Consider the following 26,168-nt stretch of genomic DNA (forward strand, 5'->3'; position numbering starts at 1 on the left):
CTTAAAACAGATCGGCATGGGTGAATCCGAAATCGACCAGTTCCGCATCGGTGATCGGTCCCTGCCTGGCATATAGCGAACGGGCACTCGGCCGTTCGCCGGGCTGCAGCAGTGCCGTGTTGCGATCGAAGTCACTGCCGATCACGACAAACACGGCGCGCGACGGCCACGCCTGAAGAAATTCGCTGACGGGAATGCTGCGGTTTCCCAGGATCGGGTCGGCCACATCCACCACATCGCCACGGACCTGTTTGAGGACCACGAAATGGCGGAAGCCCCGCACATCCATCAGCACCAGCCCGGGCACGCGCAGTGAGCGCAGGCGCTCTTCGTTGACGCGGTAGCCGCGTCCACGCATGCCCATCGATTCGACGTAACGCTTGATGTCCAGCAGCGAGAAACCGCGCTGGTGGACCAGTTGTGGATCCGAGACCCCCATCATCCCTTCGATCACCGTGCTCTCATCGGCCTCCAGGTGGTAGGCGTAGCGCAGGATCGTGGCCAGGGCAGCTGCGCCACAGCTGTAATCGGTGTGCTGCCGTACGACATTGCGGAAGCGCCGTTCCTGCATGCTTTCCACACGCTGGGTGAGCACCGCCCCGTTGGGCAGTACGCCACTGAAGCCGACATCGCCGGCGCGTACGCTGCCCATCGGCATCATCAGCATCGACAGTGTCCACACCAGCATCCACGTGCGCATACGACTGGACATGCAGTACTCCAGCTCAGGAAGGAGCCCCTGCCCCAAGGGGGAGAAGGGACAGGGGCTCCCGGGGAGCCCGGTCATTGGCGGATGACCGGGTTTGTTGCGCTCAACGCGTACTGCTTGCGAAAACGGACAGACTTACTGTTCCGGACCGCCGCCACCACCGCCGCCGGTGGAGGGCTGCGCAACCGCCAGGGCCAGACTGTTGGCCTGCAGGTTGCCGGTACCGGAGGCCACGTTCACCCCGATGTTGCCGGAGGCGCCGGAGAACGCACTGCCGGACAATGCCGCGGTGTTGGTGGCATCCACGTTCACCCAACGGGTGGTGGAGACGGTGCCGCTCAGGCTCGCGTAGAGGTCGGCCACGCCCAGTTCAACGAACTGGCTGGTGCCGCGCTCTTCGGTGTCGAACGCAATGCCGCCCACGCCCGGACGATTCGGGTTGGCGGTGGCATTCTGGATATCGCTATCCATGTCGATATGACCGGTTTCGCTGCCGCTCGGGTGATCCAGCGCGCCACTCCAGGTATCCAGGTAGTAGTTGTCTTTCTGGTAGGCACTTCCCGAGCCGCTGTAACGGCCCGCACCGACGGCCAACGTGGCACCGGCAACGCGACCGCTCAGGTTCACGTCCACGGTGTCGGTCATCGACTGCAGGTAGCCGGCGTTGCTGACGGTGTTGCCGGAGGACACCTGGTTGGAGCTGATGCTCGAGGTCGCATAGGCGCTGGTGGCGACCGAGGCGGCGAGCGCGTTCTTCTGCTCGTTGTTGTTGCCCGAGGCGACGTTGGCACCGATGTTGCCGGACGCGCCACTGAAGGCATTGCCACCCAGGCCCGCAGCGTTGGTCACGCCCGAGTTGAGGGTGGTGTTGCCACCGCCGTACTGGTTGACGAAGACTTCCGCATCGGCCATGCCGAAGCTGAAGGACGCATCGGCCGCGGACAGCGACGCGGCGTTGTCCTGCGCGTTGTTGTCACCGGCGGCGACGTTGAAGCCCAGGTTGCCGGAGGCATCGGCACCGACGTCGTCGGCGATCGAGGCGCTGTTGGTCACCAGGGTGTTGCCGGCCAGATTGTTGGTGACCGACTGGCGGTTGTCGATGATGGCGATGGCGGCCGAGTCGATATCGATCGAGCCGGTGATTTCCGGATCACCCGAGAAGCTGATGTCCGAGCTCAGGCGCAGGTCCTTCTCGATGTTCACGTCGACGCCGTGGTTGTTCTTTTCCTGACGCTCGTCGGCCTGGATGTTGCTGGTCTTGTTGACGTTCTCGGTGACGTTGCGGTTGCTGGTCACGTCGCGGTTGCTGGTGACGTTGGTGTTGCTCGTCACGTTGTCGTTGATGGTGGTGTTGGTGGTGCTGTTGTTGTTGCGGGTGTTGTTCCAGGTCCGGTTCCAGGTGCGCGAATCGGTATCGGTGTTGGTGGTGGTATTGGTTTCGGTGTTGGTATCGGTATTGGTGTTGGTGCGCGTTTCAGCCACGTTGTGCAGGTGGTTGATGTTGGCGCTCTGGTTCTGGTTGTCGCGGTCATTGCCCCAGCCATTGGCGCCGGCGGAGGCGGATGCAGCGGCGACGGCGATGGCCAGTACGGTCCGTTTCATGTTGGTGTTCATGGTGCCCTCTCTCTCATCACAGACAATCGGGTGGATGTGACTACTCACGGGGTGGACTGCACCGAAATGCTCAGTTGGTTTGCGGTGGCGTTGCCGGATCCCGCGATCTGATTGAGTTGCAGGACGCCGTCGAATCCCTGCAGTGCGGAGGCTTCGACCGCCACCCTGCGAGTTCCGGCCGACCGACCGCTGTTGACGGCCCCCTGCCCCCCTGCTGACGCGAGTGCGCCCGACGCAGCCAAAGCCTCGTCGTTCGTTTCGCGTATGCCCTGTTGCGCCAGCGTGGCGGTGACGACGTTGAGCGTCGCGTTGCCGTTGCCGCTGGCCTGGTTGATCGATGCCACGCCTCGGGCGCCGTTGAGTGCCTGGCCGCCGAGCGTGGCGCTGGCGTCCATGGCGGTATCGCTGAGGCTGAGGTTGTTGGACTGCTGCTGGCGCGCATCCACATTGATGTGAGCGTTGCGGCCGTTGGCGATGCCCATCAGGTTGGCCTGTTGGTTGAGATCACCGGCAGCCATGTTGACGGTCATGGCGCCGTCGGCGCCGGCCAGGGTGCGGCCATCGATGCGGCTCTGATTGAGGTAGGAGAGCATCGCGGCGTAGTCGTTGGCCTGCTGGGCGTGCACGCCCAGTGGTCCGAGCAGCAGGCCGGTCAGCAATGCGTTGCGCAGGGCAGTGTTCATTTGCCGGGTCCGCCTGCGGGCTGGCCGAGCGGGAACTGGGCGAGTGCGCCGCGGACCTGGTCGCCGATGCCGCGGGTGGCGTTGCCGACCGCGCCCATGGGGCCACCAATGGTGTTGCTGAGCTGGCCGCTGGAGAGCATGCCGCTGTCGGTGACCTTGCCGAGGGTGCCGCTGACCGTGTGGCCCGTCACGCGCTCGATGGTGGTGGCGCTGCGCGGGATGCCGGCGCCGGTGTTGGAACCGAGCGAGGCGTAGTCATCGTCGCTGAGTTCGTCCATGCCGGTGGAGGTACCGAGGGCCTGGCCGATTTCGCGGCGCGGTGAGGGGTCGGCGATCAGTGCCATGCCGGGCGGTGCCGGACGGTAAGCCGGCCGGGCGGAGACGTCACGCAGGAGGACGATTTCGCCGGGCTGGGGTTTGACGCCCTGGCGTGCGCCGGAGGCGTTGGCGGCCGCCGGCACGATGAGTGCAACGGCGAGCAGCCAGAGTGTGGTGTGTCGTGTGCGGTGTGCGGCAACGCTGTCCATGGCGACCTCCGATTACATGCGAGGGGTTGGAGCAGCATTCGTGCCAAGTTCCGGATGCCCGTGTTTGCTGGGCTTTCGTGCGGTTGGGGTTAATCGCACGCAACATTGCTGTTACAGCGGCGTTAGCGGTTGGGTGGATGAATAGGTTGGCCGGTGGATGGGGTTGCGCCGAGAGGCAGGCGTGGTGCGGATGTATCACAGGTGTTACACCGGGTGATACACGGGGTTACGGTGCGGGTTCAGGCTAGCTCCGGGTTTGTTTGTACAGCTTAAGCCAGTCGCTTTATCGTGAGGGCCGGCGATGCCAAGCCTCGCCGGGACACGCCGTGAACCCATCCATGGGGGCTCGTGTCGCGACATCCATGTCGCTCACGGTCCCGGCGAGGCTTGGCATCGCCAGCCCGCCAGACATCTGCCTGTGCGGCAGGAAGAAGCGAAGATGCGAAAGCAGTTCCGCCAAACAAAAAAAAGACCGGCTCTCGCCGGTCTTTGGGTGCTGCGTTCGTGCCTGCATCAGGACGTTCGTTCTTCGCCTTCATCCACGCCCAGGTTGGTGGATGGGTTGTCGTAGATCTCACGGTCGAGCAGGCCGGTTTCCTTGGCGACGATGACCGGGACCAGCATCTGGCCGGTGACGTTGGTCATCGTGCGCATCATGTCGAGGATGCGGTCGATGGCGTAGAGGTAACCGATGGTTTCCAGCGGGAGGTTGGCGGCGCTGAGGACGACGGTGGCCATCACGACGGCGGTGCCGGGGACGCCGGCGGTGCCGAAGCTGCCGAGGACCGAGGCGATCAGGACCACGATGTACTGCTCGGGGGTGAGCGGCACGCCGGTGTACTGGGCGATGAAGACCGCGCACAGGGCGGGATAGATCGCGCCGCAGCCGTCCATCTTGATGCTGGCGCCGAGCGGGACGGCGAAGGAGGCGTAGTCCTTGTTGACGCCGAGATTGTGGGTGATCGAGCGCATCGCGGCGGGCATGGCGGCGAAGCTGGAGGAGCTGACGAAAGCGACCTGCATGCCGGGGGCGGCGCCGCGGAAGAACTTGAGCGGGTTCAGGCCGTGCATGAGCAGCAGGCTGCCGTAGACCACGACGATGTGCACGGCACAGGCGATGTACAGGGCGAGCACGAAGTTGCCGAGCGGCAGCAGCTTTTCAAAGCCGTAGCTGCCGACCAGGCCGGCGATCAGGCCGAAGGTGCCCAGCGGGGTGATCTCCAGCACGAAGCGGGTCACCTGGATCATGATCTCGCTCATCTGCCCGGTCAGCTTGCGTGCTTCGCTGACCTTGTCGCCGAGCTTGACCATGGCAAAACCGAGCAGGCCGGCGAAGAAGATCACCGGCAGGATCGAGCCGCGCCCGGCGGCCAGGACGGTTTCACCGGCGCTGTTGATGCGGGTGCCGATGCCGGTCAACGCGTAGAACACGTTGGAGGGCACGACATCCATCAGCACCTTGATCACGCTGGGTACTTCGCGGGGGGTGTAGCCGTGGTCCATGCTCAGGCTGAGCGCGCCGCTGCCGGGCTGCATGACGGTGCCGACGGCAAGGCCCACGCAGACCGCCAGGGCGGCGGTGATGATGAACCACAGGAAGGTGCGCCCGCCCAGGGCGGCGACGGACTTCTGCCCGTGCAGCGAGGAGATGGCGTTGATCACGGCGAAGAACACCAGCGGCACCGCGATCATCTTGATCAGGGTGACGTAGAGATCGCCGAGGGGGCCGAACCAGGTTTCCGCCGCCGGCCCGAGCAGCCAGCCGGCCAGTGCGCCGAGGACGAAGCCGCCGAGGACCCGTTGCCAGAAGGGGATCCGCAACCAGGCAGAGACCAGCTTCATGCGCGTTCCAGAGGTAATTTGACAGCTAGGCACCTTAGCCCAAGCGGGGCGCTGGAACGAGGCGTACACGGAAAATCAGCGTGTCATCGGCGTGCCTTGCGGCGTTCTGCATAATGAACGCCCGTTTCACACGCGAGATTTGCCCGTCCATGTCCCGTTTCACGCCTCTGGTGGCCGCCGTCACCACCCTGCTGCTCGGCGCCTGCGCCAGTACCACTCCCTCCTCCAGCGCCGCTGCCGGCGCGGTCCAGGTCGATGTGCCGGCCATTGCCCACCCCGCCGGGGAGACCCCGCAGTGGTGGTACCGCAGCGGTGCGGCGCGCGCGGCCAGCACGGGAGCGATGGACGGCAAGGCCAAGAACGTCATCCTGTTCCTGGGCGATGGCATGAGCCTGACCACGGTGGCGGCGGCGCGCATCTTCGAGGGGCAGCGCAACGGGCATCCGGGTGAGGAGAACCTGTTGTCCTGGGAGCGCTTCCCGGCCACGGCGTTCAGCAAGACCTACAACACCGATTCGCAGACGCCGGATTCGGCCGGCACGATGACGGCGATCACCACGGGCGTGAAGACCCACATGGGCGCGATCGGCGTCAGCGCGGGCACCCGCAACGACTGCGCCGACAGCCTGAACAAGGGGCTGCTGACCTGGCTGCAGTTGGCCGACAGCGCCGGCATGGCGACCGGCGTGGTCTCCACCGCACGCCTGACCCATGCCACCCCGGCGGCGACCTACGCGCACTCGCCGGAGCGCAACTGGGAAAACGATACTGACGTGCCGGAAGAGGCGAAGGCCGCCGGCTGCCGCGATATCGCCCAGCAGCTGTTGTCGACCTCGCGCTTCGGGCGCGGCCCGCTGGTCGCCCTCGGCGGTGGTCGTGGTGAATTCACCACGGTCGAAGAACGCGATCCGGAATATGACGACAAGGTCGGCCAGCGCCTGGACGGGCGCAGTCTGGTGACCGAGTGGCAGCAGGCGCACCCGCAGGGTGCCTACGTGTGGAATGCCAAACAGTTGCAGGCCGCGTCGAAGGCCCCGGCCATCCTGGGCCTGTTCGAACCGGACCACATGCGTTACGAGGCCGAGCGCAAGGACGATCCGGCCGGTGAGCCAAGCCTGGCCGAGCTGACCCAGGCGGCGATCGCCAACCTGTCGCGCCACCAGGAAGGGTATGTGCTGATGGTGGAAGGCGCGCGCATCGATCACGCCAACCACAGCGGCAACGCCTACCGCGCACTGACCGATACGGTGGCGATGTCCGATGCGGTCCGCGCGGCCGTCGAGGCGACCTCCGACCAGGACACGCTGATCATCGTCACCGCTGATCATTCGCACACGCTGAACTTCGTCGGTTACCCGGCACGTGGCAATCCGATCCTGGGCAAGGTCAAGGACAAGGGCGGCGAAGACGGTGCCGGCAAGCTGGACCTGGCCCGCGATGGCCTGGGCCTGCCCTACACCACGCTGACCTACGCCAACGGCCCGGGCTACACCGGTGCCACCAACCAGCAGCCGGTCGGCCCGAAGCGGTACCCGCACAACCCGAGCAGCTTCGATCCGAGCACGGGTCGGCCGGACCTGACCGCGGTGGATACCGAGCATCCTGATTACATGCAGGAAGCGCTGGTACCCGCCAAGAGCGAATCGCATGGCGGCGAAGACGTCGGCATCTGGGCACGTGGCCCGGGCAGCAGGGCGGTCCGCGGCACGATGGAGCAGAACGCGATCTACCACATGATCGTGCAGGCCACTCCGCGCCTGCGTCAGCGCCTGTGCGACGCCGGCACCTGCGACGCCAATGGCGTGCCGGTCGAGCTGCCCAAGCCGACCGCGTTCGAGCGCCAGGCCGGCGCCAGCAAGTAATGCGTCTGCCGACCTGCAACACGACGAACAGGGGCCGCTACGTGCGGCTCCTGCTGCTGGCAGCCGGCCTGCTGGCCTCCGCCATGGCGTGGAGCACCGGCAGCGCGTGCACCGTGCTTACCGAGGAAGATGGCCTGCAACCGCTGGCCGGTTGCCAGTGGCGCGATGGGCGTCTGGCGCTGGATGCCACGGCGCTGGCGGCGTTGCCCTACGACCAGGACGGGTTGGCCGCCGTTTATGCCGGCGGCGGATTCCACTATGTCCGTGCCGACGGTCGGCAGCTGCCGGTGATCACCTTCGACAACGGCCCGGACTACGTGGTGGAAGGGCTGGTGCGCGGCCGCGTGGGCGCGCGCATCGGCTACTTCGATACGCAGCTGCGCCAGGCATTCCCGGCCACGTTCGATTTTGGCTGGGCATTCGAAGACGGCGTGGCCCGCGTCTGCCAAGGCTGCCGACCAGGGACACCGGACGAGGACGGCCACACCGCGATGGTCGGTGGCACCTGGTATCGCATCGATCGGCAGGGGCGTCCGGCGATGGATGCCGACGCGCCGTGATCCCCGCGCGTGGCATCGTCGCCACGCAGCACCGATACTGCCGGTCTGCCTGAGATCGCACTGCCCATGACGTCCCTGCTGCCGCCACCGCCCTCTGTCGTCCACCCCGTGCTGGTGGGCTTCAGCGGCGGGCTCGATTCCACCGTCCTGCTGCATTGGCTGGCCACCTCGGCGGCTCAGCGCACCGCCGGCCTGCGCGCTGTGCACATCCATCACGGCCTGCAGGAGCAGGCCGATGCCTGGACCGTCCACTGCACGCAGGTCTGCGCACGCTGGAACATTCCGCTGCGGGTGATCCGCGTGCAGGTGCCCCGTCACCAGGGCCAGGGGCTGGAAGCTGCCGCGCGGCATGCCCGGCGCGACGCATTCGCTTCACAGCTGTTGCCTGGCGAGCGGCTGGCACTGGCCCATCACCGCGATGACCAGGCCGAGACCTTCCTGCTGCGGGCGTTGCGTGGCTCCGGCGTGGATGGCCTGGCATCGATGCAGGTCACCAGCGCATTCGGCGCCGGCACCGTGTGGCGGCCGTTGCTGGAGGTTCCGCGCAGCACCCTGCGTGCACACGCGCAGGCCGAAGGTCTGGAGTGGATCGAAGACCCCAGCAACGCGAGCGATGACGCCGACCGTAATTTCCTGCGGCTGCACGTGCTGCCACAACTGCGCCAGCGCTGGCCCCAGGCCGACGCTGCATTCGCACGCAGTGCAGCGTTGTCCGCGCAGTCCCAGCATCTGCTCGACAGTGCCGATCGCGACGCGCTGGAACGCTGCAGTGTCGGCCCCGGCGTGATCGACTGCGCGCGCCTGATGCGCCAACCGGTCGAGCGGCGCGCGCGGTTGCTGCGTCATTGGGTGCGTGGCAGTGGACTGCCGCCACTGCCTGCCGCCGGGGTCGAGGCGGTCGAACGCGAACTGCTCCCGGCCGCGCACCATGCCGACGCGCAGTTTGCCTGGCAGGGTGCCCGCATCCGCCGCTGGCGCGGGCAACTGCACCTGCTCTCGGCCAGCCTGGCGCTGCCGGCGGACTGGAGCGTGCACTGGGATGGCCGTGCGCCGCTGGCGCTGCCCGATGGCGGCGAGCTGCGGCTGCTCGGCACCACCGACGGTTTCGATACGCCCGTGCAGATCCGCGCGCGTCGCGGCGGCGAGCGCATCCAGCTGCCGGGGCGCACGCATTCCCACGCACTCAAGGATCTGTTGCAGCAGCAGGGCCTGCCACCGTGGCAGCGCCGCCAGCTGCCGCTGCTGTTCGACGAAGACACGCTACTGGCCGCGGGCGACCGGGTGATCGGTGCGGCCCTGCAGCCGTGGCTGCTGGCCCATCATGCGCAATTGCAGTGGACCCCGGGCGCGGCGTGAATTGACCCCGCCGGGCCAGCGGCCCACACTTGTCGCATGGCAAAAAAGTCCCCAAATGAAACCTCCCCGGTCGCCCACTTCGAGCAGTCGCTGGAAGAACTGGAGCAACTGGTGGAGAAGATGGAAACCGGCGAAATGAGCCTGGAACAATCGCTCAGCGCCTACGAACGTGGCGTCGGTCTGTACCGCCAGTGCCAGCAGGCGCTGGAACAGGCCGAACTGCGCGTGCGCCTGCTCAGCGATCCGGCCCAGCCCGAGACCGCCGAACCCTTCGACCCGCCCCAGCCATGACGGTTGAGGCCATGTTCGCGCGGTGGCGCGACCGGATCGAACACCAGCTCGACACCAGCCTGCCCTCTCCATCCGACGCCCCGCGTGGTCTGCATCAGGCGATGCGATATGCGGTGCTCGGGGGCGGCAAGCGGATGCGCCCGCTGCTGGTGTATGCCAGCGGCCGGATCTTCACCGCTGACGAGCGCGCGCTGGATGCGCCTGCGATGGCGGTGGAACTGATCCATGCGTATTCGCTGGTGCACGACGATCTGCCGGCGATGGACGATGACGCCCTGCGTCGCGGCCGCCCGACCACCCATATCGCTTTCGATGAAGCCACCGCGATTCTCGCCGGTGATGCCCTGCAGACGCGTGCGTTCAGCCTGCTGGCCGATGCGGCGCTGCCGGCGCAGCTGCGCGTGGATTGCCTGCAGACCCTGGCGCACGCCTCCGGCGCGGCCGGCATGTGCGGCGGCCAGGCATTGGATATCGACGCCACTGGCCATCAGCAGCCGTTGCAGGACCTGGAACGCATGCATGCGCTCAAGACCGGCGCGCTGATCCGCGCTGCGGTGCGCATGGGCGCGCTGTGTGGGCAGGCGCCCGCGGCTGATCTGGCGACGCTGGATACGGTTGCCTCGGCGTTGGGCCTGGCCTTCCAGGTGCGTGATGACATCCTCGATGTCGAGGCCAGTTCCGAACAGCTCGGCAAGACCGCGGGCAAGGACGAGGCGCAGGCCAAGTCGACCTTCCCGGCGCTGCTGGGCATGGACGGCGCCAAGGCACATCTGCGCACGCTGAGCGAGCAGATGTTCGACGGTCTGGCCGGCTATGGCGAGGCGGCCGATGCACTGCGTGCGCTGGCCAGACTGGCGGTTGAGCGGGATCACTGAGCGATCGCGCAGGCCGCCACGCATGGCGTGGCCCTACAATGCCAGGACACAAAAAAACGCCCGGGAATCCCGGGCGTTTTTTCGTTCCAGCGCTGCGGATCGATTACTTGATCAGGCGCAGTGCGAACGGGTAGCGGTAGGCTTCGCCGTTGTTGGCCTTGACCGCTGCAATGATGCAGAAGATCACGTTGAGCAGGCCGACGATCGGTGCCAGCAGGCCACCGATGATGACGATGGTCAGCACGATGCAGATCAGCATCGCGATGGTGATCGTGATCTGGAAGTTCAGCGCTTCCTTGGCCTGATCGGTGACAAAGCTCTTGCTGCTGTCGTCCTTGTTGATCAGCCAGATGATCAGCGGGCCGAGGAACCAGGTGAAGATACCCAGCAGGTGGGCCACCAGGGCCATGGTGCGCTGTTCGGCCGGGGCCGGTGCGCTCACCGGCGGCGGCGGGGTGGTGACGTTATCGAAATCGCTCACGTGAAACTCCTTGTTCGAGGTAATGGGTATTGCACGCGGCAGGCTCCCCGCCTGCCAGGGCAGCCCCCATAGAATACGTCAATCGTTACCGGCAACGGTCATTCGTCCTACAAGGATCGAACCGGTATGCACGTGCGAGCGCGTGTCGATGTCGGTGCCCACCGCTTCGATGCTGGCGAACATGTCCTTGAGATTGCCGGCGATGGTGATGCCATCGACCGGGTAACTGATCTCGCCGTTCTCCACGCGGAAGCCGCCGGCGCCGCGCGAGTAGTCACCGGTGACACTGTTGACGCCCTGCCCCATCAGTTCGGTGACCAGCAGTCCATTGCCCATCTGCCGGGCAATGGAGACCAGATCACCTGCGTTGGCGGTGACCTTGAGGTTGTGCACGCCACCGGCGTTGGCGGTGGTCGGCAGGCCGAGCTTGCGTGCCGAGTAGCTGCCCAGGATGTAGCGCTCCAGCACGCCATCGCGGATCAGCGCTGAATTGCGGGTGGCCACGCCATCGCCATCGAAGGCGGCCGAGCGCAGTCCGCGGCGCAGCAGCGGCAGCTCTTCGATGCCGAACCAGTCCGGGAACAGACGCGTGCCGACGCTGTCGAGCAGGAAGCTGGCGCGACGGTACAGCGCGCCGCCGGACACCGCACCGAGCAGATGGCCGATCAGCGAGCGGGCCACCTCCGGCGAATACAGCACCGGCATCTGCGCCGTGGTCATCGAGCGCGGGTCCAGCCGGGCGACGGTGCGCTCGGCGGCACGGCGGCCGATCGACGCGGCATCGTCCAGATCTTCGCGGGCCAGCGCGCTGCTGTACCAGCCGTCGCGCTGCATGCCATCGCCCTGCCCGGCGATCAGCGCACAGCCGATCGAGTGGTGGCTGCTGCGCTCGCGGCCGATGAAGCCATGCGAGTTGGCATACACCGACAGGCTCTGCGCGGTCGCCGCCGAGGCCCCGTCGGAATTGCTGATGCGGGTATCGGCCTCACGACCGGCCGCTTCGCAGGCCAGCGCCAGATCCAGCGCCGCGTCGGCACTGAGTTCCCAGGGGTGCCAGCCGTCCAGATCCGGGAACTCATGGGCCATCAGCGCCGCCTCGGCCAGGCCGGCCGCTTCGTCGTCCTCGGTGTGGCGGGCGATCGCGCAGGCCTGGGCCACGGTCGACTCCAGGCTGCTCTCGCGCAGGTCGGCGGTGCTGGCGCTGCCCTTGCGCTGGCCGAAGTAGACGGTCACGGCGATGCCGCGATCACGGGTGGACTCGACCGTTTCGACCTCGCCCAGGCGCACGTTCACATCCAGGCCGCGCTCATCGCTGCAGCTGACTTCGGCCTGGGTGGCGCCCAGGGCCTTGGCCCGCTCCAGCAGGCGCTGGGAGATGTCGGCCAGCTGCTCCAGGCGCTGCAGGCTGTCGTCGGCCGGGGAGACTTCAGGGGAGATCACGTTCAATGCTTTATCCTGTACAGGTGAGTGCCCGGCGCGACGCCGGCACAGTTTACGGATGTGGAAATAAGACGATGCGCGGACGCGACGAAGAAACCGGTGAATTCCTTGATATCAGCCGCAGCCAGAACCGCCGGGCTGCGCTGGACGTGCTGGCCCTGGGCGAGAAGCTGGTCTCGCTGACGCCGGCCCAGCTGGCGCGCCTGCCGGTGCCCGAAGATCTGCTGCCGCACATCGCCGAGGCCAAGCGCATCACCGCGCATATCGCCCACAAGCGCCAGCTGGCGTTCCTGGCCAAGCACATGCGCCGCGAAGACGACGCCGTGCTGGATGCGATCCGCGATGCGCTGGATGCCAACAGCGAGACCTCGCGCCGTGAAGTGGCGACCATGCACCGCGTGGAAGACTGGCGCGAACGCCTGCTCAAGGACGGTGACAAGGCGCTGGGCGCGCTGCTGGACGAGTACCCGCATGCCGACCGCCAGCAGCTGCGTACGCTGGTCCGCAACGCCCAGGCCGAAAAGGCCAAGAACAAGCCACCGCGCGCCTACCGCGAGATTTTCCAGCTGCTGCGTGCGCTGCTGCTGCCGGCCGCGCTCGGCCTGGAAGGCGTGAACGCCGCCTCCGAAGAGGCGCTGGACGACGCGGTCGACACGGACAGCGACAGCGACGAGAACGCCGAGGACTGAGTCCCGGCGCTCACGCGGCGGCGCCAGCGCCCCGCTGGCGGCCGCGTGATCAGGCAGCGCAGGCGAATGCATCCCGGCTCAGGCCTGGGTGCCGCCCACGGTGATGCCATCGATCAGCAGGGACGGCTGGCCCACGCCCACCGGCACGCTCTGGCCATCCTTGCCGCAGATGCCCACGCCCTCGTCCAGGGCCAGATCGTTGCCGATCATGCGCACTTTCTGCATGGTTTCCGGCCCGTTGCCGATCAGGGTGGCGCCCTTCACCGGCGCGGTGATTTTTCCGTCTTCGATCAGGTAGGCCTCGGTGGCCGAGAACACGTACTTGCCGCTGGTGATGTCGACCTGGCCGCCACCGAAGTTGACGGCGTACAGGCCACGCTTGACCGAGCGGATCATCTCTTCCGGATCGTGCTGGCCGGCGCGCATGTAGGTGTTGGTCATGCGCGGCATGGTCATGTGCGCGAACGATTCACGGCGGCCGTTGCCGGTCGGGGCAACGCCCATCAGGCGCGCATTGAGCGAATCCTGCATGTAGCCGACCAGGATGCCGTCCTCGATCAGGGTGGTGCACTGGGTGGGGTGACCTTCGTCATCGATGTTCAGCGAGCCGCGGCGTCCGTCCAGGGTGCCGTCGTCGACGATGGTCACGCCCGGTGCGGCCACGCGCTCGCCGATCCGGCCGGCGTAAACGCTGGTGCCCTTGCGGTTGAAGTCACCTTCCAGGCCATGGCCGACTGCTTCGTGCAGCAGCACGCCGGGCCAGCCGGGGCCCAGCACCACGGTCATCACCCCGGCCGGGGCCGGAATCGCCTCCAGGTTCACCAGCGCCTGGCGCAGGGCCTCGCGTGCGAAACCTTCCGGGCGTCCATCAGCGAACAGGTCTTCATAGCTGTAGCGACCGCCGCCGCCGGAGTAACCCGACTCGCGCCGGCCCTGCTGCTCGACGATCACCTGCACATTCAAGCGCACCAGCGGGCGGATGTCAGCCGCAAGCACGCCATCGCTGCGCGCGATCAATACCGTGTCCACGCCCCCGGACAGGCTGACCATGACCTGCTGCACGCGCGGATCGGCGGCGCGCAGGTAGCGGTCCAGCCGCTTGAGCATCTCGACCTTGGCCTCGTTGCCCATGCCATCGATGGGGTCCAGTGCCGGGTACAGCGCGCGGCCACTGCCACGCACCAGCGAGCGGGCCGACTGCGCCCCACCCTCGCGGGAAATGGCGCGGGCCGAGTTGGCCGCGGCCAGCAGCGCGTCGCTGTGGATGTCGTCGGAGTAGGCGAAGCCGGTCTTCTCACCGGCGATGGCGCGTACGCCCACGCCCTGCTCGATCGAATGCGCCCCGTCCTTGACGATGCCGTCCTCCACGCTCCAGCTCTCGCGGCGCGCGTGCTGGAAATAGAGATCCCCGAAATCGATGCCCGGGCCCAACAGGGTGCCGAACGTGCGTTCCAGACCGTTCGCATCCAGCCCGGCGGGCAGCAGCAGACGGTCGGTGGCCAGCGAAAGTGCGTTGTTGTTCATGCTCTTTGATCTGTGGGCGCCGGGCGCAATCGCAACCCGGGCGCGGGAAAGGGATCAGCGCGCCGGCGGTGCGGCCGGGGCCGGCTTGGGCGCTGCGTCGCGGTCGATCACATCGACCTTGGGTTCGGCCCAGGGGCCGGTCACGCGGTAGGTTTTGGCGCCGATCTCACCCAGCGGCTTGGACAGCACCGCATTGGCGGCCGCGCCGACCGCCGCCCCCACCGGGCCGCCCGCCACCGCGCCGACCACCGTCAGCAGGTTGCCCGCGCGCGGATTGACGTCGATGGTCTGGTCGAAACGCTGCTGGCGCAGGTCGGTCTTGCCTCGGATGGTGATGTTCGCCGCCGGGCCTTCGATCAGCACCTTGTCGGTGGTGGCCAAGCCGTCGCCGAACGCCACGCTGCCCTCGACCTGGTTGAAGGCAAAGCCTTTGGAGAAGAAGTCGCGGAAATCGAACATCAACCGGCGCGGCAGCTGGGTCACGCTGAGCAGGCCGAGCACGCGCCCGGCACCGGGTTCGAGTTCCAGCAACTGGCCATTGCGGGCCTGCACGTCGAGCTGGCCCTGCAGCGCACCGAGCTGGAAGTCGGATGGGCCGCCCTGCCAGCCGGCTGTCATGGTCAGCTGGCCCTGGCCGCCACGCAGCTGGCCGCCATAGTCCAGATTCTGCATCAGCCCGCCCAGGTCCTCGCTCTTGACCTGCACGTTGAACTGGCTGCGCGCGGCCTCGCCCATGCCCATCCAGCGGCCATTGACGTCGATCGCCTGCTTGGGCGCGCGGAACTGCAGCTGATCCACGCTCAGGCCGTTGGCCATCGGCCGCGTGCGCAATACCGCCTGGCCGAGCTTGGCCTTGCCGAACTGCAGGTCGTCGATATCCAGCGCCAGCGGCGGGATCTTGGCTGGATTGGTGTCATTGGCACTGGCCTGGACCCGCGCCGGCAGGGCCACGTCCGGCGGCAGCAGGATCGGGGCGCCATCGCTGGGCGGCTTCACCGGCGTCGGCAGCGATTGCCAGTGCACGCGGCTGAGCTTGCCGACGATGGTGCCGCCGTCGGCGTTGGGCACGCTCAGGCTGCCCGCCAGCGAGGGGCCGTCCATGCGTACGTCCACACTGTTGCCGGTCGGTCGCAGCTGCAGCCGGGTCTGCGGGAATACACCGCCGGCGAGCAGCAGCTGGCCGACCTGCACGTCCACCTGCCGCAGCGGCATCGGGTCCTTGCCGTCGCCGCCGTCCGGCGAGCGGGCCAGCGCGATCCACTCCAGCGCATCCAGCGAGCCGCTGCGACCGTTCACCACCAGCCCGCTGGGCGGCGGATCGCGATCCACGCGGTCGCTGCCGAGGGTGACCTGTACGCCGGTCTGGTTGTCATGCGTGCGCGCGGCCAAGGCCAGACGCTGGCCGAAGGCGACATCCACACGGCCGCTGCCCATCGGCAGCTGTGCGGTGACGTCCGTCGCCAACGGCGTAGCGGCAGGCTTGTCCAGCGGCGCCGGCAGTTCCAACGTGGTGCCGACCAGATCCGAATGCAGCTTGAGCACCGTCGGCGGTTCGACCTTGCTGCCGGCGGCGACCTTGGGCAGGGTCACCCCGATGGTCCAGCGCGAGGTGCCCTGGATGTAAGGCTTGAGCCAGTTCAATTCCGGGGCGCGGTCCAGCAGGGCCCCCGCCTCCAGCGAGGCGGTCAGTTCGGATTCGAAGGCCTGCCGCGGATCGCGCACGAACTCACCGGCGCGCAGGCTGAGCAGCCCGTCCTGGCCCTGGTGACGGACCGCCAGGTTCTCCGCATCGAAGCCGCCATGGCCATAACGGGCCTTGCCGCGCATGTTCTCGAAGACCAGGTCGAAGCGCTTCTCGGTGAGGGTCGCGCCATTGAGGTCGACCGTGCCCTGCAGGTGACCGCCGCCTTCGTCGCGATGCAGCGGCTGCAGCAGATCGAAGCTGACGGCTGCGGGTCCTTTCGCGGTGAGGTTGTCCAACGTCTCGCCGTAGGTGCCCTGCAGCGGGCTCTGCTTGAGCATGGCCAGCAGCGCACCGGCATCGCTGCGGCTGGTCGCCTTGACGTACAGCGCGGTCACACCGAAATCCGGAATGCCGGCGTCGAAGTGGTCCACCGCGACGCCCGCCAGATCACCCTTGCCATGCAGTTCGAAGCCCGGGCCGATGAAGGCGATATCGGCATCGACCTTGTCCATCGCCGGCCAGTCGTGCTGGAAGCGGATGCTGCCGCTGTCGATGTGCCCGGTCGCTTCGAAGCGACCGTTGTTCTTGTCAAACGGCCAGTCTTCCAGATCACCGGTCACCAGGCCCACGCCACCGCGCACCTGCCCGGAGACCAGGGCAGCATCCAGCCAATCGGTGGCCCCCTTGCTCATCCTGGAATGAATCCAGAACCGCTTGGCGGCGGTCATCGGCACATCGTCGATCTTGGCCGCCAGCTCCAGCCACGGGCGCGTGCCGTTGTTCTGGAACCAGATGCCGCCGCGCACATCGGCCGCGTAATCGGTGCCCTGCACGCGCAGCGCCGGGGTGCCGATCCGCCAGCCACCGGCCTCGTCGCGCCAGCCCACCAGCTGGCCGGCCAGACGCACGTCGTGGCGCTCGCCAAAGCCGCTCGGCCAATCAAAATGCATCACCTTCTGCGGCTGCATATCCAGGGTGAAGCCATCGGCATCGCCGTTGAAGCGCCCGCCCACACCGCTGAGCCCGGGTGAACGGCCGACGGCGGCGAAGCGGATGTCTTCCAGATCCCCTTCCACCGAGAGCGGCCCGCCCTGCTCGCCGGCCACGCGCACGCGGGTCATGCGCACCTGCGGTGCGGCCTCGTGCAGCCACTCGCGCAGGCCGGGATCGATCCGGTCGGTCAGCGCCAGGCCGCGCAGCAGCGCGGTGGCATCGATGTTGTCGCCGGCCAGCGCGAAGTGCTGCCCGCCGGCCAGCAGCAGCCCATCCAGTTGCTGGGTGCTGCCTTCCATGCCGATCCGCAGGCGTGGCGCATCGGCGCGCCAGCCACCCTGCACCCAGCGCCAGCGCGCGCGCAGCTCCAGCGTGTCCAGCGCCAGCTGCGGGTGGGTGCCGTCAGCGAGTTTCACGCCGCGCACCTGGACGTCCTGGAGATCCGCATCGGTGGTGACCATCACCACCCGGTGATCGCGCAGGTCCACCCAGGCATTGAACTCACCGGTGCCCTTTTGCAGCCCGATGCCGCCGAACTGCAGCAGCGAGGACCACGCACGGAAATCCGCCGGGTCGGCCGACAGCCACGCCTGCCCATCACCGCGTTTGCGCTCGAACTCCAGCACCGCCGTCAGGGGGTGTGCGGCCGGGTCGGCCCAGGCCAGCGCACCGACGCGCAGGCGCTGGCCATTGACGCGCAGGCGCAGGTCGATCCGCGGCAGATCGGCCTTCACGCCCAGCGAGGGGGCATCGACGCTCAAGCGCCCACCGATCACCTGCAGTTCGCCCAAGCGGCGCAGTGTTTCCAGCGGGTCACCCGCACTGGGCTGCGGCAGGCCCTGGACAGACCAGCGGCCATCGTCTGCCCGCTGCAGCACCAATGCCAGACCCCGCAACCGCAGCTCGGTCAGCGAGTGGCCCGGCAGCAGGCCGGCATACATGGACACCAGCACTTCGGCCTCGCCGATGCGCAGGCCCTGACCTTCACCAATGCGCAGCCCTTTGAGCTGCAGCAACGGGCCGCGCCGGGTCCAGGCGGTATCCAGCGCATCGAAACGCACCGGCTGGCCCGCGCGCGCGCTCAACCACGCTGCCACTTTGTCCGGGTGACGCTCAGCCAGCGGCAGCAGCTGACTGGCAGTGCCGACCAGCAGGGCCACGCCCACGAGCAGGATCGCCACCGCATACACAGCATGGCGGCGGATCCGGCGCAGGCGCAGGCGCAGCGGTGTGCTCATCGGAACGTGGGAATGCCGGACCGGCCGCGATCAGAGCAGTACGACATCGAACTGCTCCTGCAGGTACTGCTCATCCGCCTGGAAGCGGATGCTCTTGCCGAGGAATTCCTCCAGTTCGGCTACCGCCGAGGATTCCTCGTCGGTGATGCGGGCCACGACCTTGGACGAGGCGATCACCAGCAGACGCGCCGCATCGAACTGGCGCACCGCGCGGGTGATCTCGCGGAAGATCTCGTAGGTGACGGTTTCGGCGGTCTTGATCGAGCCGCGGCCGCTGCACTCCGGGCACGGTTCGGAGAGCTGGCGCTCCAGGCTTTCCACGGTGCGCTTGCGGGTCATCTCGACCAGGCCCAGCGGCGAGAAGTCGTAGACGGTGGTCTTGGCGTGGTCGCGGGCCAGCGCCTTCTCCAGCGTGCGCAGTACCTGGCGGCGGTGCTCGGCATCGTCCATGTCGATGAAGTCGATGATGATGATGCCGCCCAGGTTGCGCAGCCGCAGCTGGCGCGCCACCGCCTGCGCGGCCTCCAGATTGGTGCGGAACACGGTCTCTTCGAGGTTGCGCTGGCCCAGGAACGAACCGGTGTTCACATCGATCGTGGTCATCGCCTCGGTCTGGTCGATCACCAGATAGCCACCGGACTTCAGCGGGACCTGCTTGTCCAGCGCGCGGCCGATCTCGTCCTCGACCCCGAACATGTCGAAGATCGGGCGATCACCGCTGTACAGCTCCAGCTTCTCGGCCAGCACCGGCATGTACTTGGCCACGAACGCCTGCAACTGGTTGAAGGTCTCCTTGGAATCGACCTTGACCTTGTCCACGTCCTTGCGGATCAGATCGCGCACCGAGCGCAGCGGCAGGCTGAGGTCTTCATAGATCACGCTGAGCGGGGCGGCATCGCGGCCACGGCGCTCCACCACGTTCCAGACCCGCGACAGGTAGGCCACGTCTTCGGCGATCGCCTCGGCCGGCTGGCCTTCGGCATTGGTGCGCACGATGTAGCCGTAGCCCCCGTGCTGGGCCGACAGTTCGGTCACCAGGGTCTTCAGGCGGGCGCGCTCGGCCTCGTCCTCGATCCGGGCCGACACGCCGACCACCTTGGACTGCGGCAGCAGCACCATGTAGCGCGAGGGAATGCTGATCTGGGTGGTCAGGCGGGCGCCCTTGGTCCCGATCGGGTCCTTGACCACCTGCACCACGATGTCCTGGCCGTCGCGCAGCAGCTCGACGATCGGCACCGACGACGGCGGCGGCAACGTGGTGCCTTCGGTATCCGGGCTGGCCACCGGCGCCGGGCGGATCACATCGTTGGCGTGCAGGAACGCCGCGCGCTCCAGCCCGACCTCGACAAAGGCCGCCTGCATGCCCGGCATGACCCGCTGCACCTTGCCCTTGTAGATGTTGCCGACCACGCCGCGGCGCCAGCCACGTTCGATGTGCAGTTCCTGCAGCATGCCGTTTTCGATGACGGCGACGCGGGTTTCCCGCGGGGTGACATTGACCAGGATTTCTTCAGACATGGGCGACTCCCTTCAGTTCAAACGTCTGCAGCAACTGCTCGGTCTGTTGCAGGGGCAAACCCATCACACCCGAATAGCTTCCCGCCAGATGGCGGATATATCGTTCAGCGCCCCCTTGGATCGCATAGGCACCGGCTTTGTCCATCGGCTCGCCGCTGGCCACGTAGGCCGCGATCCGATCCTCATCAATCGCCGCGAACGTCACCTCCGAGACCACCAGCACGCCCTGCTCCCGGCCCGCAGCGACCAGCGCCACGGCGGTCATCACCTGGTGGGTGCGCCCGGCCAGAGTGCGCAGCATCGCGCAGGCGTCGGCGGCATCCACCGGCTTGCCGAACACGCGGCCATCGAGCACCACTTCGGTGTCCGAACCCAGTACGACCGCCTCCGGATCCTCCGCGACCAGGGCCAGGCCGGCGCGCGCTTTGTCGGCGGCCACCCGCTGCACGTAATCGGCGGCGGACTCGTGGGGTGCACGGACTTCGGGCACGTGAAGGTCGAGCGCCCGGAACGGTCGGTCCAGGCGCGCCAGCAGTTCATTTCGTCGGGGGGATCGAGAGGCGAGATAAAGCATCGAGGAAGCATAACCTGAGCCTACTGTCTGAATCGCGAGCAACACCGCCGAATCGTGATCAACCCCGTCAAACCTCACGACGCGTTCATCGCCCCGACACCAACCTCAACGTCTTCACAAGGAGATGTACATGCGCCGCCCGTCCCTGTCCCCGTTGCTGCTCGCCCTGTCCCTTGCCCTGGGAGCTTCGATGACCGCCCACGCCCAGTCGCTGCCCGCCATCGCCGCACCGGCCGATGGCACGCTGCTCAACATCTCGGCCAATGCCGACGCCAAGCGCGTGCCGGAGGTGGCCACGCTTTCGGCCGGCGTGGTTACCCAGGCCGTGGACGGCAACAGCGCCATGCGTGAGAACGCCACGCAGATGACCAAGGTGCTCGCCGCGATCAAGGCTGCCGGTATCGCCGAGCGCGATGTGCAGACCAGCGGCGTCAACCTGAGCCCGCAGTACCGCTACGCCGACAACGAAGCGCCGAAGATCACCGGCTACCAGGCCAGCAACACGGTCAGCCTGAAGGTGCGCGACATCGCCAAGCTGGGCAAGGTGCTCGACGTGCTGGCCGCGCAGGGCGCCAACCAGATCAACGGCCCGCAGTTCGAGATCGACCAGCCCGAGCCGGTCTATGACGAAGCGCGCCTGGCCGCGTTGAAGAAGGCCCAGGCCCGCGCCGAGACCTACGCCAAGGCGCTGGGTCTGCGCGTGCGCCGCATCGTCAGTATTTCCGAGAGCGGTGGCGGCAACGTCCGCCCGATGATGATGATGCGCGCGGCCGCCGCGCCGATGTCCGCCGACGAATCCACCCCGGTATCGCCGGGCGAATCGACCGTCTCGGTCAACCTGGACGTGGTGTTCGATCTGGGCCGCTGATCCGCGCCCCGGTCAGCCCTCCATGACGGCGCCGAAAGGCGCCGTCATGCTGTGCACGGCCTGATTCTGACTGCCAGCAAAACCTCCACCCTGCCCCTGACTTCCGGCCCGCGCCGGGCTCGGGTATTGCTGTCATTGCGCGGCCCCCGCCTGACCCCATGCGCCGCGCAGGCACGTTGATGTTCCCGCACGTCTGGCAAGGAGAGTGGAGCATGGTCCGTACCCCGTCCCCGGTTGTCCCGCTGCAGATCGACGTCTCCCGCGTGCTCGGGTGGAGCACCGCCATCGCGGTCCACGCGCTGGCCTTGATGCTGTTGTTGATCCCCGCTACCCAGCCCCTGATCAAGGCCCCGCTTGAGCGCGTACGGGCGGGCTGGGTCCCTACCCCGCCGCCACTCCCGGATTTCTCCCCTCGCCATCCTCCGGACCGGGTTCCACCCCGCGCCGTGCCAGTGAACACGCAACGCGCGCCAGCCCCGTTCCCCACCCCCACAGCCACCCTTGATGACGCGCGGGCGATGGCCCCGCTTCCGGCCAGCGACGCGACCGCACCGTCACTGGACCCGGCCCCCGCCGAGGCTGCACCTGGCGGGGGTGCCCAGCTCCAGTACCGCAGCGCCCCCCCACCGCCGTATCCGATCGCAGCGATCCGCCTCGGGCAGCAGGGCACGGTCCTGCTGCGCATCCGGGTCGATGCCGAGGGCAACCCGGTGGCGGTAAGCATCGAGAAGAGCAGCGGCTCGCGCGTGCTTGACCAGGCGGCCCGCCAGCAGGTCCTGCGCCACTGGCGCTTCGTGCCGGCCATTGTCGATGGACAGGCCATTGCGGCCGATGGCCTGGTGCCCATCGATTTTACGTTGCCACGCTGAGTGATCCGGGAGCCCCACGACGGGGCTCCCGATTCACAAAATGGGACGGAGTGCATCTTTCCCCAATTAAGCAATTTTTCACTCTTGCGTCACAGGACGTAAACCTAGATTGGCGCCGTTGCCACCGTCCTGGTGTCGACTTATTGACATCTAGGTTTTCCCAGTCAGGAGAGATGCTGTGAAACACCCGATCCAACGCCGCGACGACAGCCGCCGCACCAGCCTGGCCACCTCCATTTCCACGATCCTTACCGGCGGCGCGCTGCTGCTGGTGGGTGCCATGGCGTCGTCCTCCGCGTTCGCGCAGGAGCAGGCGACCAACCTTGACCGGATCACCGTCACCGGGTCGAACATCCCCCGCACCAACACCGAAACCCCCTCCCCCGTCCAGGTGGTCACCCGCCAGGAGATCGACCGTACCGGCAAGACCACCGTCGCCGAGTACCTGCAGACCCTGACCGCGGACGGCTCCGGCTCCATTCCCAAGACCTTCGGCAACGGCTTTGCCGGCGGTGGCGCTGGCATCTCGCTGCGCGGCCTGGGCGCCGGCTCCACGCTGGTGCTGTTGAACGGCCGCCGCATGGCGACCTACGGCCTGGCCGATGACGGCCAGAAGGTGTTCACCGATCTGAGCACCATTCCGCTGGATGCGGTCGAGCGCATCGAAGTCCTCAAGGACGGCGCTTCTGCGATCTACGGTTCGGACGCGATCGCCGGCGTGGTCAACATCATCCTGCGCAGCGACTTCAACGGCGCCATCCTGCGCGCCTCCTACGGCCTGTCCGGCGACAGCGACGGCGATGCCAAGAAGGCCACCCTGACCGCCGGCACCGGCGATCTGGCCACCGATGGCTGGAATGCGTTCTTCAGCCTGGACGTGGGCAAGACCGACGCGATCAAGATCAGCGACCGCAAGGATCGCAAGTGGATCGGCACCGGTGACATCCGCCGGTATGGCTATGGCAACAATGCGCAGTTCCTGGGCGGCGCCTTCCTCAACGGCCGCACCAGCGGCGGCAACAGCCCCAACGGCTCGGTGTTCGACGACCGTGCCGTGACCGCCACTACCCCCGCCTTCCTCGTTCCGCTGCCGGGCTGCCAGGGTCTTACGACGATTCCGGACCAGACCGATGCGTCGATCGCGCAGAACGGGTGCCTGTGGGACCCGGCACAGCTGTACCGTGATCTGACCCCGGAGGAGAAGTACGTCAACGTGTTCGGTCGTGCCAGCTTTGCCTTCGGCGAAGGCGGCGAGATCTACACCGAGATCGGCTACTCCAAGAAGGAGACGACCTTCAGCAACACCCCGTCGGGCGTGTCGGGCAGCTGGGGCTTCCCGGACGGCCCGCGCAACGCCAGCAGTGGTCCCGGAGCCGTCGTGCTCAGCCCGACCCATCCGGACAATCCGATCCAGGGACAGGCGTCGCGCCTGCGCTATTCGGCATGGGATGTGGGCCCGCGTGTCACCAACAACACCAATGAGTTCAATCGCTTCCTGGTGGGCGTCAAGGGCAACTGGGGTGAGTGGAGCTACGATACCGCCTACCTGCATTCGGGTACGGACCTGACCAACAAGCGCACCGGCTTCCTGCGTTACAGCGCGGTGCAATGCGCGCTCGGCAACCCGGCCTGCCCGGGCGGCGTGTGGCGCATCGGCGACAACGCCGGTCAGAACTCGCAGGCCCTGTACGACTACATCTCGCCGGACATCAGCGCCCGCGCCAAGTCCAGCCTGGACATGTTCGATTTCACCGTCTCGCGCAGCCTGGCTGACCTGAAGGGCGGGCCGCTGGGCCTGGCGCTGGGTACCGAATGGCGCAAGACCAGCAACAGCCTGACCCCGCAGACCTACACCGACCAGGGCGACATCATCGGCCTGGGTTACTCGGCCTACGACGGCACCCAGAACGTATATGCCGGCTACGTCGAACTGTCCGCGCCAGTGCTGGAGCAGCTGGAACTGTCCGGTGCGGTGCGCTACGACAAGTATGAAAGCGGCGAAGGCAAGGCGACCCCGAAGGTTGGCATCAAGTGGACCCCGTCCGACTGGATCGCGGTCCGCGGCAGCTATGCCGAAGGCTTCCGCGCGCCGAACCCGGCCGAGAACGGCGACGGCGGCCTGGCCGCCTTCTCCAACGCCCGCGATCCGGTCCGCTGCGCAGCCAGCCCGATTGCGGATGTGGGCACCAACTGCAGTGCACGCCCGGTGGCCATCATCACCCGACCGAATCCGGACCTGAAGCCGGAAGAGTCCAAGAGCTACTCGGTGGGTCTGGTGCTGCAGCCGACCTCCAGCACCTCGATGACGATCGATGCGTGGCAGATCAAGCGCACCAACGAAATCGCACAGGGTGCCACTGCCGATGCGATCGCGGCGGGCAACGTGCTGCGTGACACCGATCTGATCAATGGCGTCGCAGGCACCGGTACGATCCTGGCGGTCAACACGGATTACATCAATGCCGCATCGACCCGCGTGCGCGGTATCGATACCGACATCCGCCAGACCTTCGACATCGGCCCGGGCCAGCTGGAGATGGACCTGCAGTGGAGCCACGTGCTCAAGTTCGAGCGCACGGATTCGGATGTGACCGTCGATTACGCCGGCACGCACGGCAACTGCGACGTCACCAACTGCATCGGCACGCCGAAGGACCGCATCAACTTCGGCACCACCTGGAAGCAGGGCCCGTGGAGCGTCAGCGGCGTGGCCAACTACATCTCCAAGATGGACAACACCGACTTCCGCGGTCCGGACGGCTCGTACCAGTTCTCCTACGCCGACGGTACAGACGTCGAGAAGATCTCCTCGTTCACCACCTTCGACCTGTCCGGTCGCTGGAACATCACCGAGGCCTTCGAGTTGAACGCGTCGGTGCAGAACCTGTTCGACCGCATCGCCCCGCTGGATCCGACCACCTACGGTGGCGTGAACTACAACCCGCTGCACTTCAGCGGCGCGATCGGCCGTTACTTCACCGTGGGGGCCAAGTACACCTTCGAATGAGGTAGCCGCACCTGGGGAACAAGGAGCCCGGGCAGTGCCCGGGCTTTTTGTTGACCCGTCCTGCCATAGGTTGACACCTGTGGTGGATGAACCGGCCGCCGTCAGGCGGCCAAGGACGCCCGATGCACTGCATCGGGCGTCTGCATTTTAAGGGACAGGTGCGGGCGTTCGGCGTTATAGATCGCCACCGCCTCGGCCACCATCTGGCGCGCCTGCGCCAGGTCTCGAGGCCGATACAGCAGGAACTCACCTTTCAAGATCCCATTCACCCGTTCGGCCAGCGCATTCTGGTAGCAGTCGTAGCCGTCAGTCATCGAGCAGGTCACGCCGTGCTTGGCGTGGATCTTTTGGTAGTAGTCCGAGCAATATTGGATGCCACGGTCGGAGTGATGGACCAGACGTTGGCGCGTTTTTCGCCCCTTCAACGCCATTTGCAAGGCTTGGGCGACCTGCTCTGTCTGCAAGGTGTCGTGCACGCTCCAGCCAACGATCTTGCGTGACCAAGCATCCGTAATCAGGCTCAGATAGACGAATTTCCCTTGCGTTGGCAGGTAGGTGATGTCGGCGACCCACACCTGCTCGCAGCCGGTAGGTACCACGCGACCCTCGCCAGCTTTGAGCAGGTTGGGGTGCCGTCGGAAGCGGTGATGGCTGTCGGTTGTCTTGTGATATGCCCGCCGCATGGGAACCAGGAGCCGGGCCTCACGAAGGACTCCAAACAGGCGGTCCCGTCCCATCGCTGTCCCCGATGCCTGCAGTGCCGGCCTGATCAGACCGTGGAGCTTGCGAGTGCCGATGCGTGGCTGACGGGCCCGATAGCCACCCACCAAGGCGATCGCCCGTGCGCCCTCGGCCAGCTGCTGTTGCTGGCGATGGCCGGCTTTGTAGTACGCCTGCCGACTAATGCCGAAATGTCGGCAAGCCCTTGCCACGCTTAAGCCTTGGAGGCGCCCTTGCGTGAGGA

21 protein-coding genes are annotated in these 26,168 nt (G+C 67.0%); 9 read left to right on the forward strand and 12 right to left on the reverse strand.

What is annotated here, in order from left to right; genetic code table 11:
• Position 1: 1 nt before the first annotated feature.
• The 5 genes from K4043_RS05720 to K4043_RS05740 all read right to left on the reverse strand — a co-directional run bounded on the left by K4043_RS05720 (position 2) and on the right by K4043_RS05740 (position 5,375).
• The gene (locus K4043_RS05720) at positions 2 to 688 is read right to left on the reverse strand and encodes a C39 family peptidase (RefSeq protein WP_260232283.1); all 687 of its coding nucleotides are present in this window, start codon (positions 686 to 688) and stop codon (positions 2 to 4) included.
• Positions 689 to 844: 156 nt separating this feature from the next.
• The gene (locus K4043_RS05725; RefSeq protein ID WP_260232260.1) at positions 845 to 2,311 is read right to left on the reverse strand and encodes an adhesin; all 1,467 of its coding nucleotides are present in this window, start codon (positions 2,309 to 2,311) and stop codon (positions 845 to 847) included.
• A gap of 56 nt (positions 2,312 to 2,367) precedes the next feature.
• On the reverse strand, positions 2,368 to 3,006 hold the full coding sequence (locus K4043_RS05730; RefSeq protein WP_265308496.1) for a hypothetical protein: 639 nt from the start codon (positions 3,004 to 3,006) through the stop codon (positions 2,368 to 2,370).
• A complete protein-coding gene (locus K4043_RS05735) occupies positions 3,003 to 3,533 on the reverse strand; it encodes a hypothetical protein (protein WP_123730593.1) in 531 nt (176 codons plus the stop codon). The genes K4043_RS05730 and K4043_RS05735 overlap by 4 nt, the downstream gene beginning before the upstream one ends.
• A 513-nt stretch (positions 3,534 to 4,046) precedes the next feature.
• Complete coding sequence (locus tag K4043_RS05740) at positions 4,047 to 5,375, reverse strand: dicarboxylate/amino acid:cation symporter (protein WP_123730592.1); 1,329 nt, start codon at positions 5,373 to 5,375, stop codon at positions 4,047 to 4,049.
• 149 nt (positions 5,376 to 5,524) lie between these two features.
• Between K4043_RS05740 and K4043_RS05745 the strand changes: the two genes are divergently transcribed.
• The 5 genes from K4043_RS05745 to K4043_RS05765 all read left to right on the forward strand — a co-directional run bounded on the left by K4043_RS05745 (position 5,525) and on the right by K4043_RS05765 (position 10,319).
• Positions 5,525 to 7,237: an alkaline phosphatase gene (locus K4043_RS05745; RefSeq protein WP_265308497.1), complete on the forward strand. Its 1,713-nt coding sequence runs from the start codon at positions 5,525 to 5,527 to the stop codon at positions 7,235 to 7,237.
• Positions 7,237 to 7,797 (forward strand): WG repeat-containing protein, encoded by a 561-nt coding sequence (locus K4043_RS05750; protein WP_265308499.1) that lies wholly within the window; start codon positions 7,237 to 7,239, stop codon positions 7,795 to 7,797. Before K4043_RS05745 ends, K4043_RS05750 begins: the two co-directional genes overlap by 1 nt.
• Before the next feature lie 66 nt (positions 7,798 to 7,863).
• Positions 7,864 to 9,153 carry a tRNA lysidine(34) synthetase TilS gene (gene tilS, locus K4043_RS05755; RefSeq protein ID WP_123730885.1) on the forward strand — a complete coding sequence of 430 codons (1,290 nt, stop codon included), beginning with the start codon at positions 7,864 to 7,866 and terminating at the stop codon, positions 9,151 to 9,153.
• A 36-nt stretch (positions 9,154 to 9,189) separates the two neighbouring features.
• Positions 9,190 to 9,444, forward strand: a complete 255-nt coding sequence (locus K4043_RS05760; RefSeq protein ID WP_123730589.1) for an exodeoxyribonuclease VII small subunit — start codon at positions 9,190 to 9,192, stop codon at positions 9,442 to 9,444.
• Positions 9,441 to 10,319 carry a farnesyl diphosphate synthase gene (locus K4043_RS05765; protein WP_265308501.1) on the forward strand — a complete coding sequence of 293 codons (879 nt, stop codon included), beginning with the start codon at positions 9,441 to 9,443 and terminating at the stop codon, positions 10,317 to 10,319. The genes K4043_RS05760 and K4043_RS05765 overlap by 4 nt, the downstream gene beginning before the upstream one ends.
• Before the next feature lie 103 nt (positions 10,320 to 10,422).
• On the opposite strand, the gene K4043_RS05770 is transcribed toward K4043_RS05765, so the two are convergent.
• Positions 10,423 to 10,800 (reverse strand): DUF4870 domain-containing protein, encoded by a 378-nt coding sequence (locus K4043_RS05770; RefSeq protein ID WP_088434456.1) that lies wholly within the window; start codon positions 10,798 to 10,800, stop codon positions 10,423 to 10,425.
• A 78-nt stretch (positions 10,801 to 10,878) separates the two neighbouring features.
• A complete protein-coding gene (gene pmbA, locus K4043_RS05775) occupies positions 10,879 to 12,246 on the reverse strand; it encodes a metalloprotease PmbA (protein ID WP_123730587.1) in 1,368 nt (455 codons plus the stop codon).
• A gap of 68 nt (positions 12,247 to 12,314) precedes the next feature.
• Here pmbA and yjgA point away from each other — a divergent pair, with 68 nt between their 5' ends.
• Positions 12,315 to 12,929: a ribosome biogenesis factor YjgA gene (yjgA, locus tag K4043_RS05780; protein ID WP_123730586.1), complete on the forward strand. Its 615-nt coding sequence runs from the start codon at positions 12,315 to 12,317 to the stop codon at positions 12,927 to 12,929.
• A gap of 78 nt (positions 12,930 to 13,007) precedes the next feature.
• Here yjgA and tldD read toward each other — a convergent pair whose 3' ends face one another.
• Genes tldD through K4043_RS05800 form a run of 4 tightly spaced genes read right to left on the reverse strand, consistent with a single transcriptional unit; the run spans position 13,008 to position 20,460 of the window.
• Complete coding sequence (tldD, locus tag K4043_RS05785; RefSeq protein ID WP_123730585.1) at positions 13,008 to 14,453, reverse strand: metalloprotease TldD; 1,446 nt, start codon at positions 14,451 to 14,453, stop codon at positions 13,008 to 13,010.
• Between the two features lie 54 nt (positions 14,454 to 14,507).
• The gene (locus K4043_RS05790) at positions 14,508 to 18,368 is read right to left on the reverse strand and encodes a YhdP family protein (protein ID WP_265308503.1); all 3,861 of its coding nucleotides are present in this window, start codon (positions 18,366 to 18,368) and stop codon (positions 14,508 to 14,510) included.
• A gap of 30 nt (positions 18,369 to 18,398) precedes the next feature.
• The gene (gene rng, locus K4043_RS05795; protein ID WP_123730583.1) at positions 18,399 to 19,886 is read right to left on the reverse strand and encodes a ribonuclease G; all 1,488 of its coding nucleotides are present in this window, start codon (positions 19,884 to 19,886) and stop codon (positions 18,399 to 18,401) included.
• Positions 19,879 to 20,460 carry a Maf-like protein gene (locus K4043_RS05800; RefSeq protein WP_265308504.1) on the reverse strand — a complete coding sequence of 194 codons (582 nt, stop codon included), beginning with the start codon at positions 20,458 to 20,460 and terminating at the stop codon, positions 19,879 to 19,881. The genes rng and K4043_RS05800 overlap by 8 nt, the downstream gene beginning before the upstream one ends.
• Positions 20,461 to 20,590: 130 nt before the next feature.
• Between K4043_RS05800 and K4043_RS05805 the strand changes: the two genes are divergently transcribed.
• The 3 genes from K4043_RS05805 (at position 20,591) to K4043_RS05815 (ending at position 25,204) form a co-directional block, all read left to right on the forward strand.
• Complete coding sequence (locus K4043_RS05805) at positions 20,591 to 21,328, forward strand: SIMPL domain-containing protein (protein WP_265308505.1); 738 nt, start codon at positions 20,591 to 20,593, stop codon at positions 21,326 to 21,328.
• Between the two features lie 212 nt (positions 21,329 to 21,540).
• A complete protein-coding gene (locus K4043_RS05810) occupies positions 21,541 to 22,197 on the forward strand; it encodes an energy transducer TonB (RefSeq protein WP_265308506.1) in 657 nt (218 codons plus the stop codon).
• Positions 22,198 to 22,375: 178 nt separating this feature from the next.
• On the forward strand, positions 22,376 to 25,204 hold the full coding sequence (locus K4043_RS05815) for a TonB-dependent receptor (RefSeq protein ID WP_123730580.1): 2,829 nt from the start codon (positions 22,376 to 22,378) through the stop codon (positions 25,202 to 25,204).
• Between the two features lie 101 nt (positions 25,205 to 25,305).
• Here the strand turns inward: K4043_RS05815 and K4043_RS05820 are convergent.
• A partial coding sequence (locus K4043_RS05820; protein WP_265308507.1) for an IS3 family transposase occupies positions 25,306 to 26,168 on the reverse strand: 863 nt, incomplete at its 5' end.

It is taken from the genome of Stenotrophomonas sp. SRS1, from assembly GCF_026130205.1.
Lineage (GTDB): Bacteria > Pseudomonadota > Gammaproteobacteria > Xanthomonadales > Xanthomonadaceae > Stenotrophomonas > Stenotrophomonas rhizophila_B.

Coding starts and splice junctions, on each gene's coding strand:
- K4043_RS05720 (WP_260232283.1), bottom strand. CDS start 688: ATGCTGGTGTGGACACTGTCGATGCTGATGATGCCGATGGGCAGCGTA.
- K4043_RS05725 (WP_260232260.1), bottom strand. CDS start 2,311: ATGAAACGGACCGTACTGGCCATCGCCGTCGCCGCTGCATCCGCCTCC.
- K4043_RS05730 (WP_265308496.1), bottom strand. CDS start 3,006: ATGAACACTGCCCTGCGCAACGCATTGCTGACCGGCCTGCTGCTCGGA.
- K4043_RS05735 (WP_123730593.1), bottom strand. CDS start 3,533: ATGGACAGCGTTGCCGCACACCGCACACGACACACCACACTCTGGCTG.
- K4043_RS05740 (WP_123730592.1), bottom strand. CDS start 5,375: ATGAAGCTGGTCTCTGCCTGGTTGCGGATCCCCTTCTGGCAACGGGTC.
- K4043_RS05745 (WP_265308497.1), top strand. CDS start 5,525: ATGTCCCGTTTCACGCCTCTGGTGGCCGCCGTCACCACCCTGCTGCTC.
- K4043_RS05750 (WP_265308499.1), top strand. CDS start 7,237: ATGCGTCTGCCGACCTGCAACACGACGAACAGGGGCCGCTACGTGCGG.
- tilS (WP_123730885.1), top strand. CDS start 7,864: ATGACGTCCCTGCTGCCGCCACCGCCCTCTGTCGTCCACCCCGTGCTG.
- K4043_RS05760 (WP_123730589.1), top strand. CDS start 9,190: ATGGCAAAAAAGTCCCCAAATGAAACCTCCCCGGTCGCCCACTTCGAG.
- K4043_RS05765 (WP_265308501.1), top strand. CDS start 9,441: ATGACGGTTGAGGCCATGTTCGCGCGGTGGCGCGACCGGATCGAACAC.
- yjgA (WP_123730586.1), top strand. CDS start 12,315: ATGCGCGGACGCGACGAAGAAACCGGTGAATTCCTTGATATCAGCCGC.
- tldD (WP_123730585.1), bottom strand. CDS start 14,453: ATGAACAACAACGCACTTTCGCTGGCCACCGACCGTCTGCTGCTGCCC.
- K4043_RS05790 (WP_265308503.1), bottom strand. CDS start 18,368: ATGAGCACACCGCTGCGCCTGCGCCTGCGCCGGATCCGCCGCCATGCT.
- rng (WP_123730583.1), bottom strand. CDS start 19,886: ATGTCTGAAGAAATCCTGGTCAATGTCACCCCGCGGGAAACCCGCGTC.
- K4043_RS05800 (WP_265308504.1), bottom strand. CDS start 20,460: ATGCTTTATCTCGCCTCTCGATCCCCCCGACGAAATGAACTGCTGGCG.
- K4043_RS05805 (WP_265308505.1), top strand. CDS start 20,591: ATGCGCCGCCCGTCCCTGTCCCCGTTGCTGCTCGCCCTGTCCCTTGCC.
- K4043_RS05810 (WP_265308506.1), top strand. CDS start 21,541: ATGGTCCGTACCCCGTCCCCGGTTGTCCCGCTGCAGATCGACGTCTCC.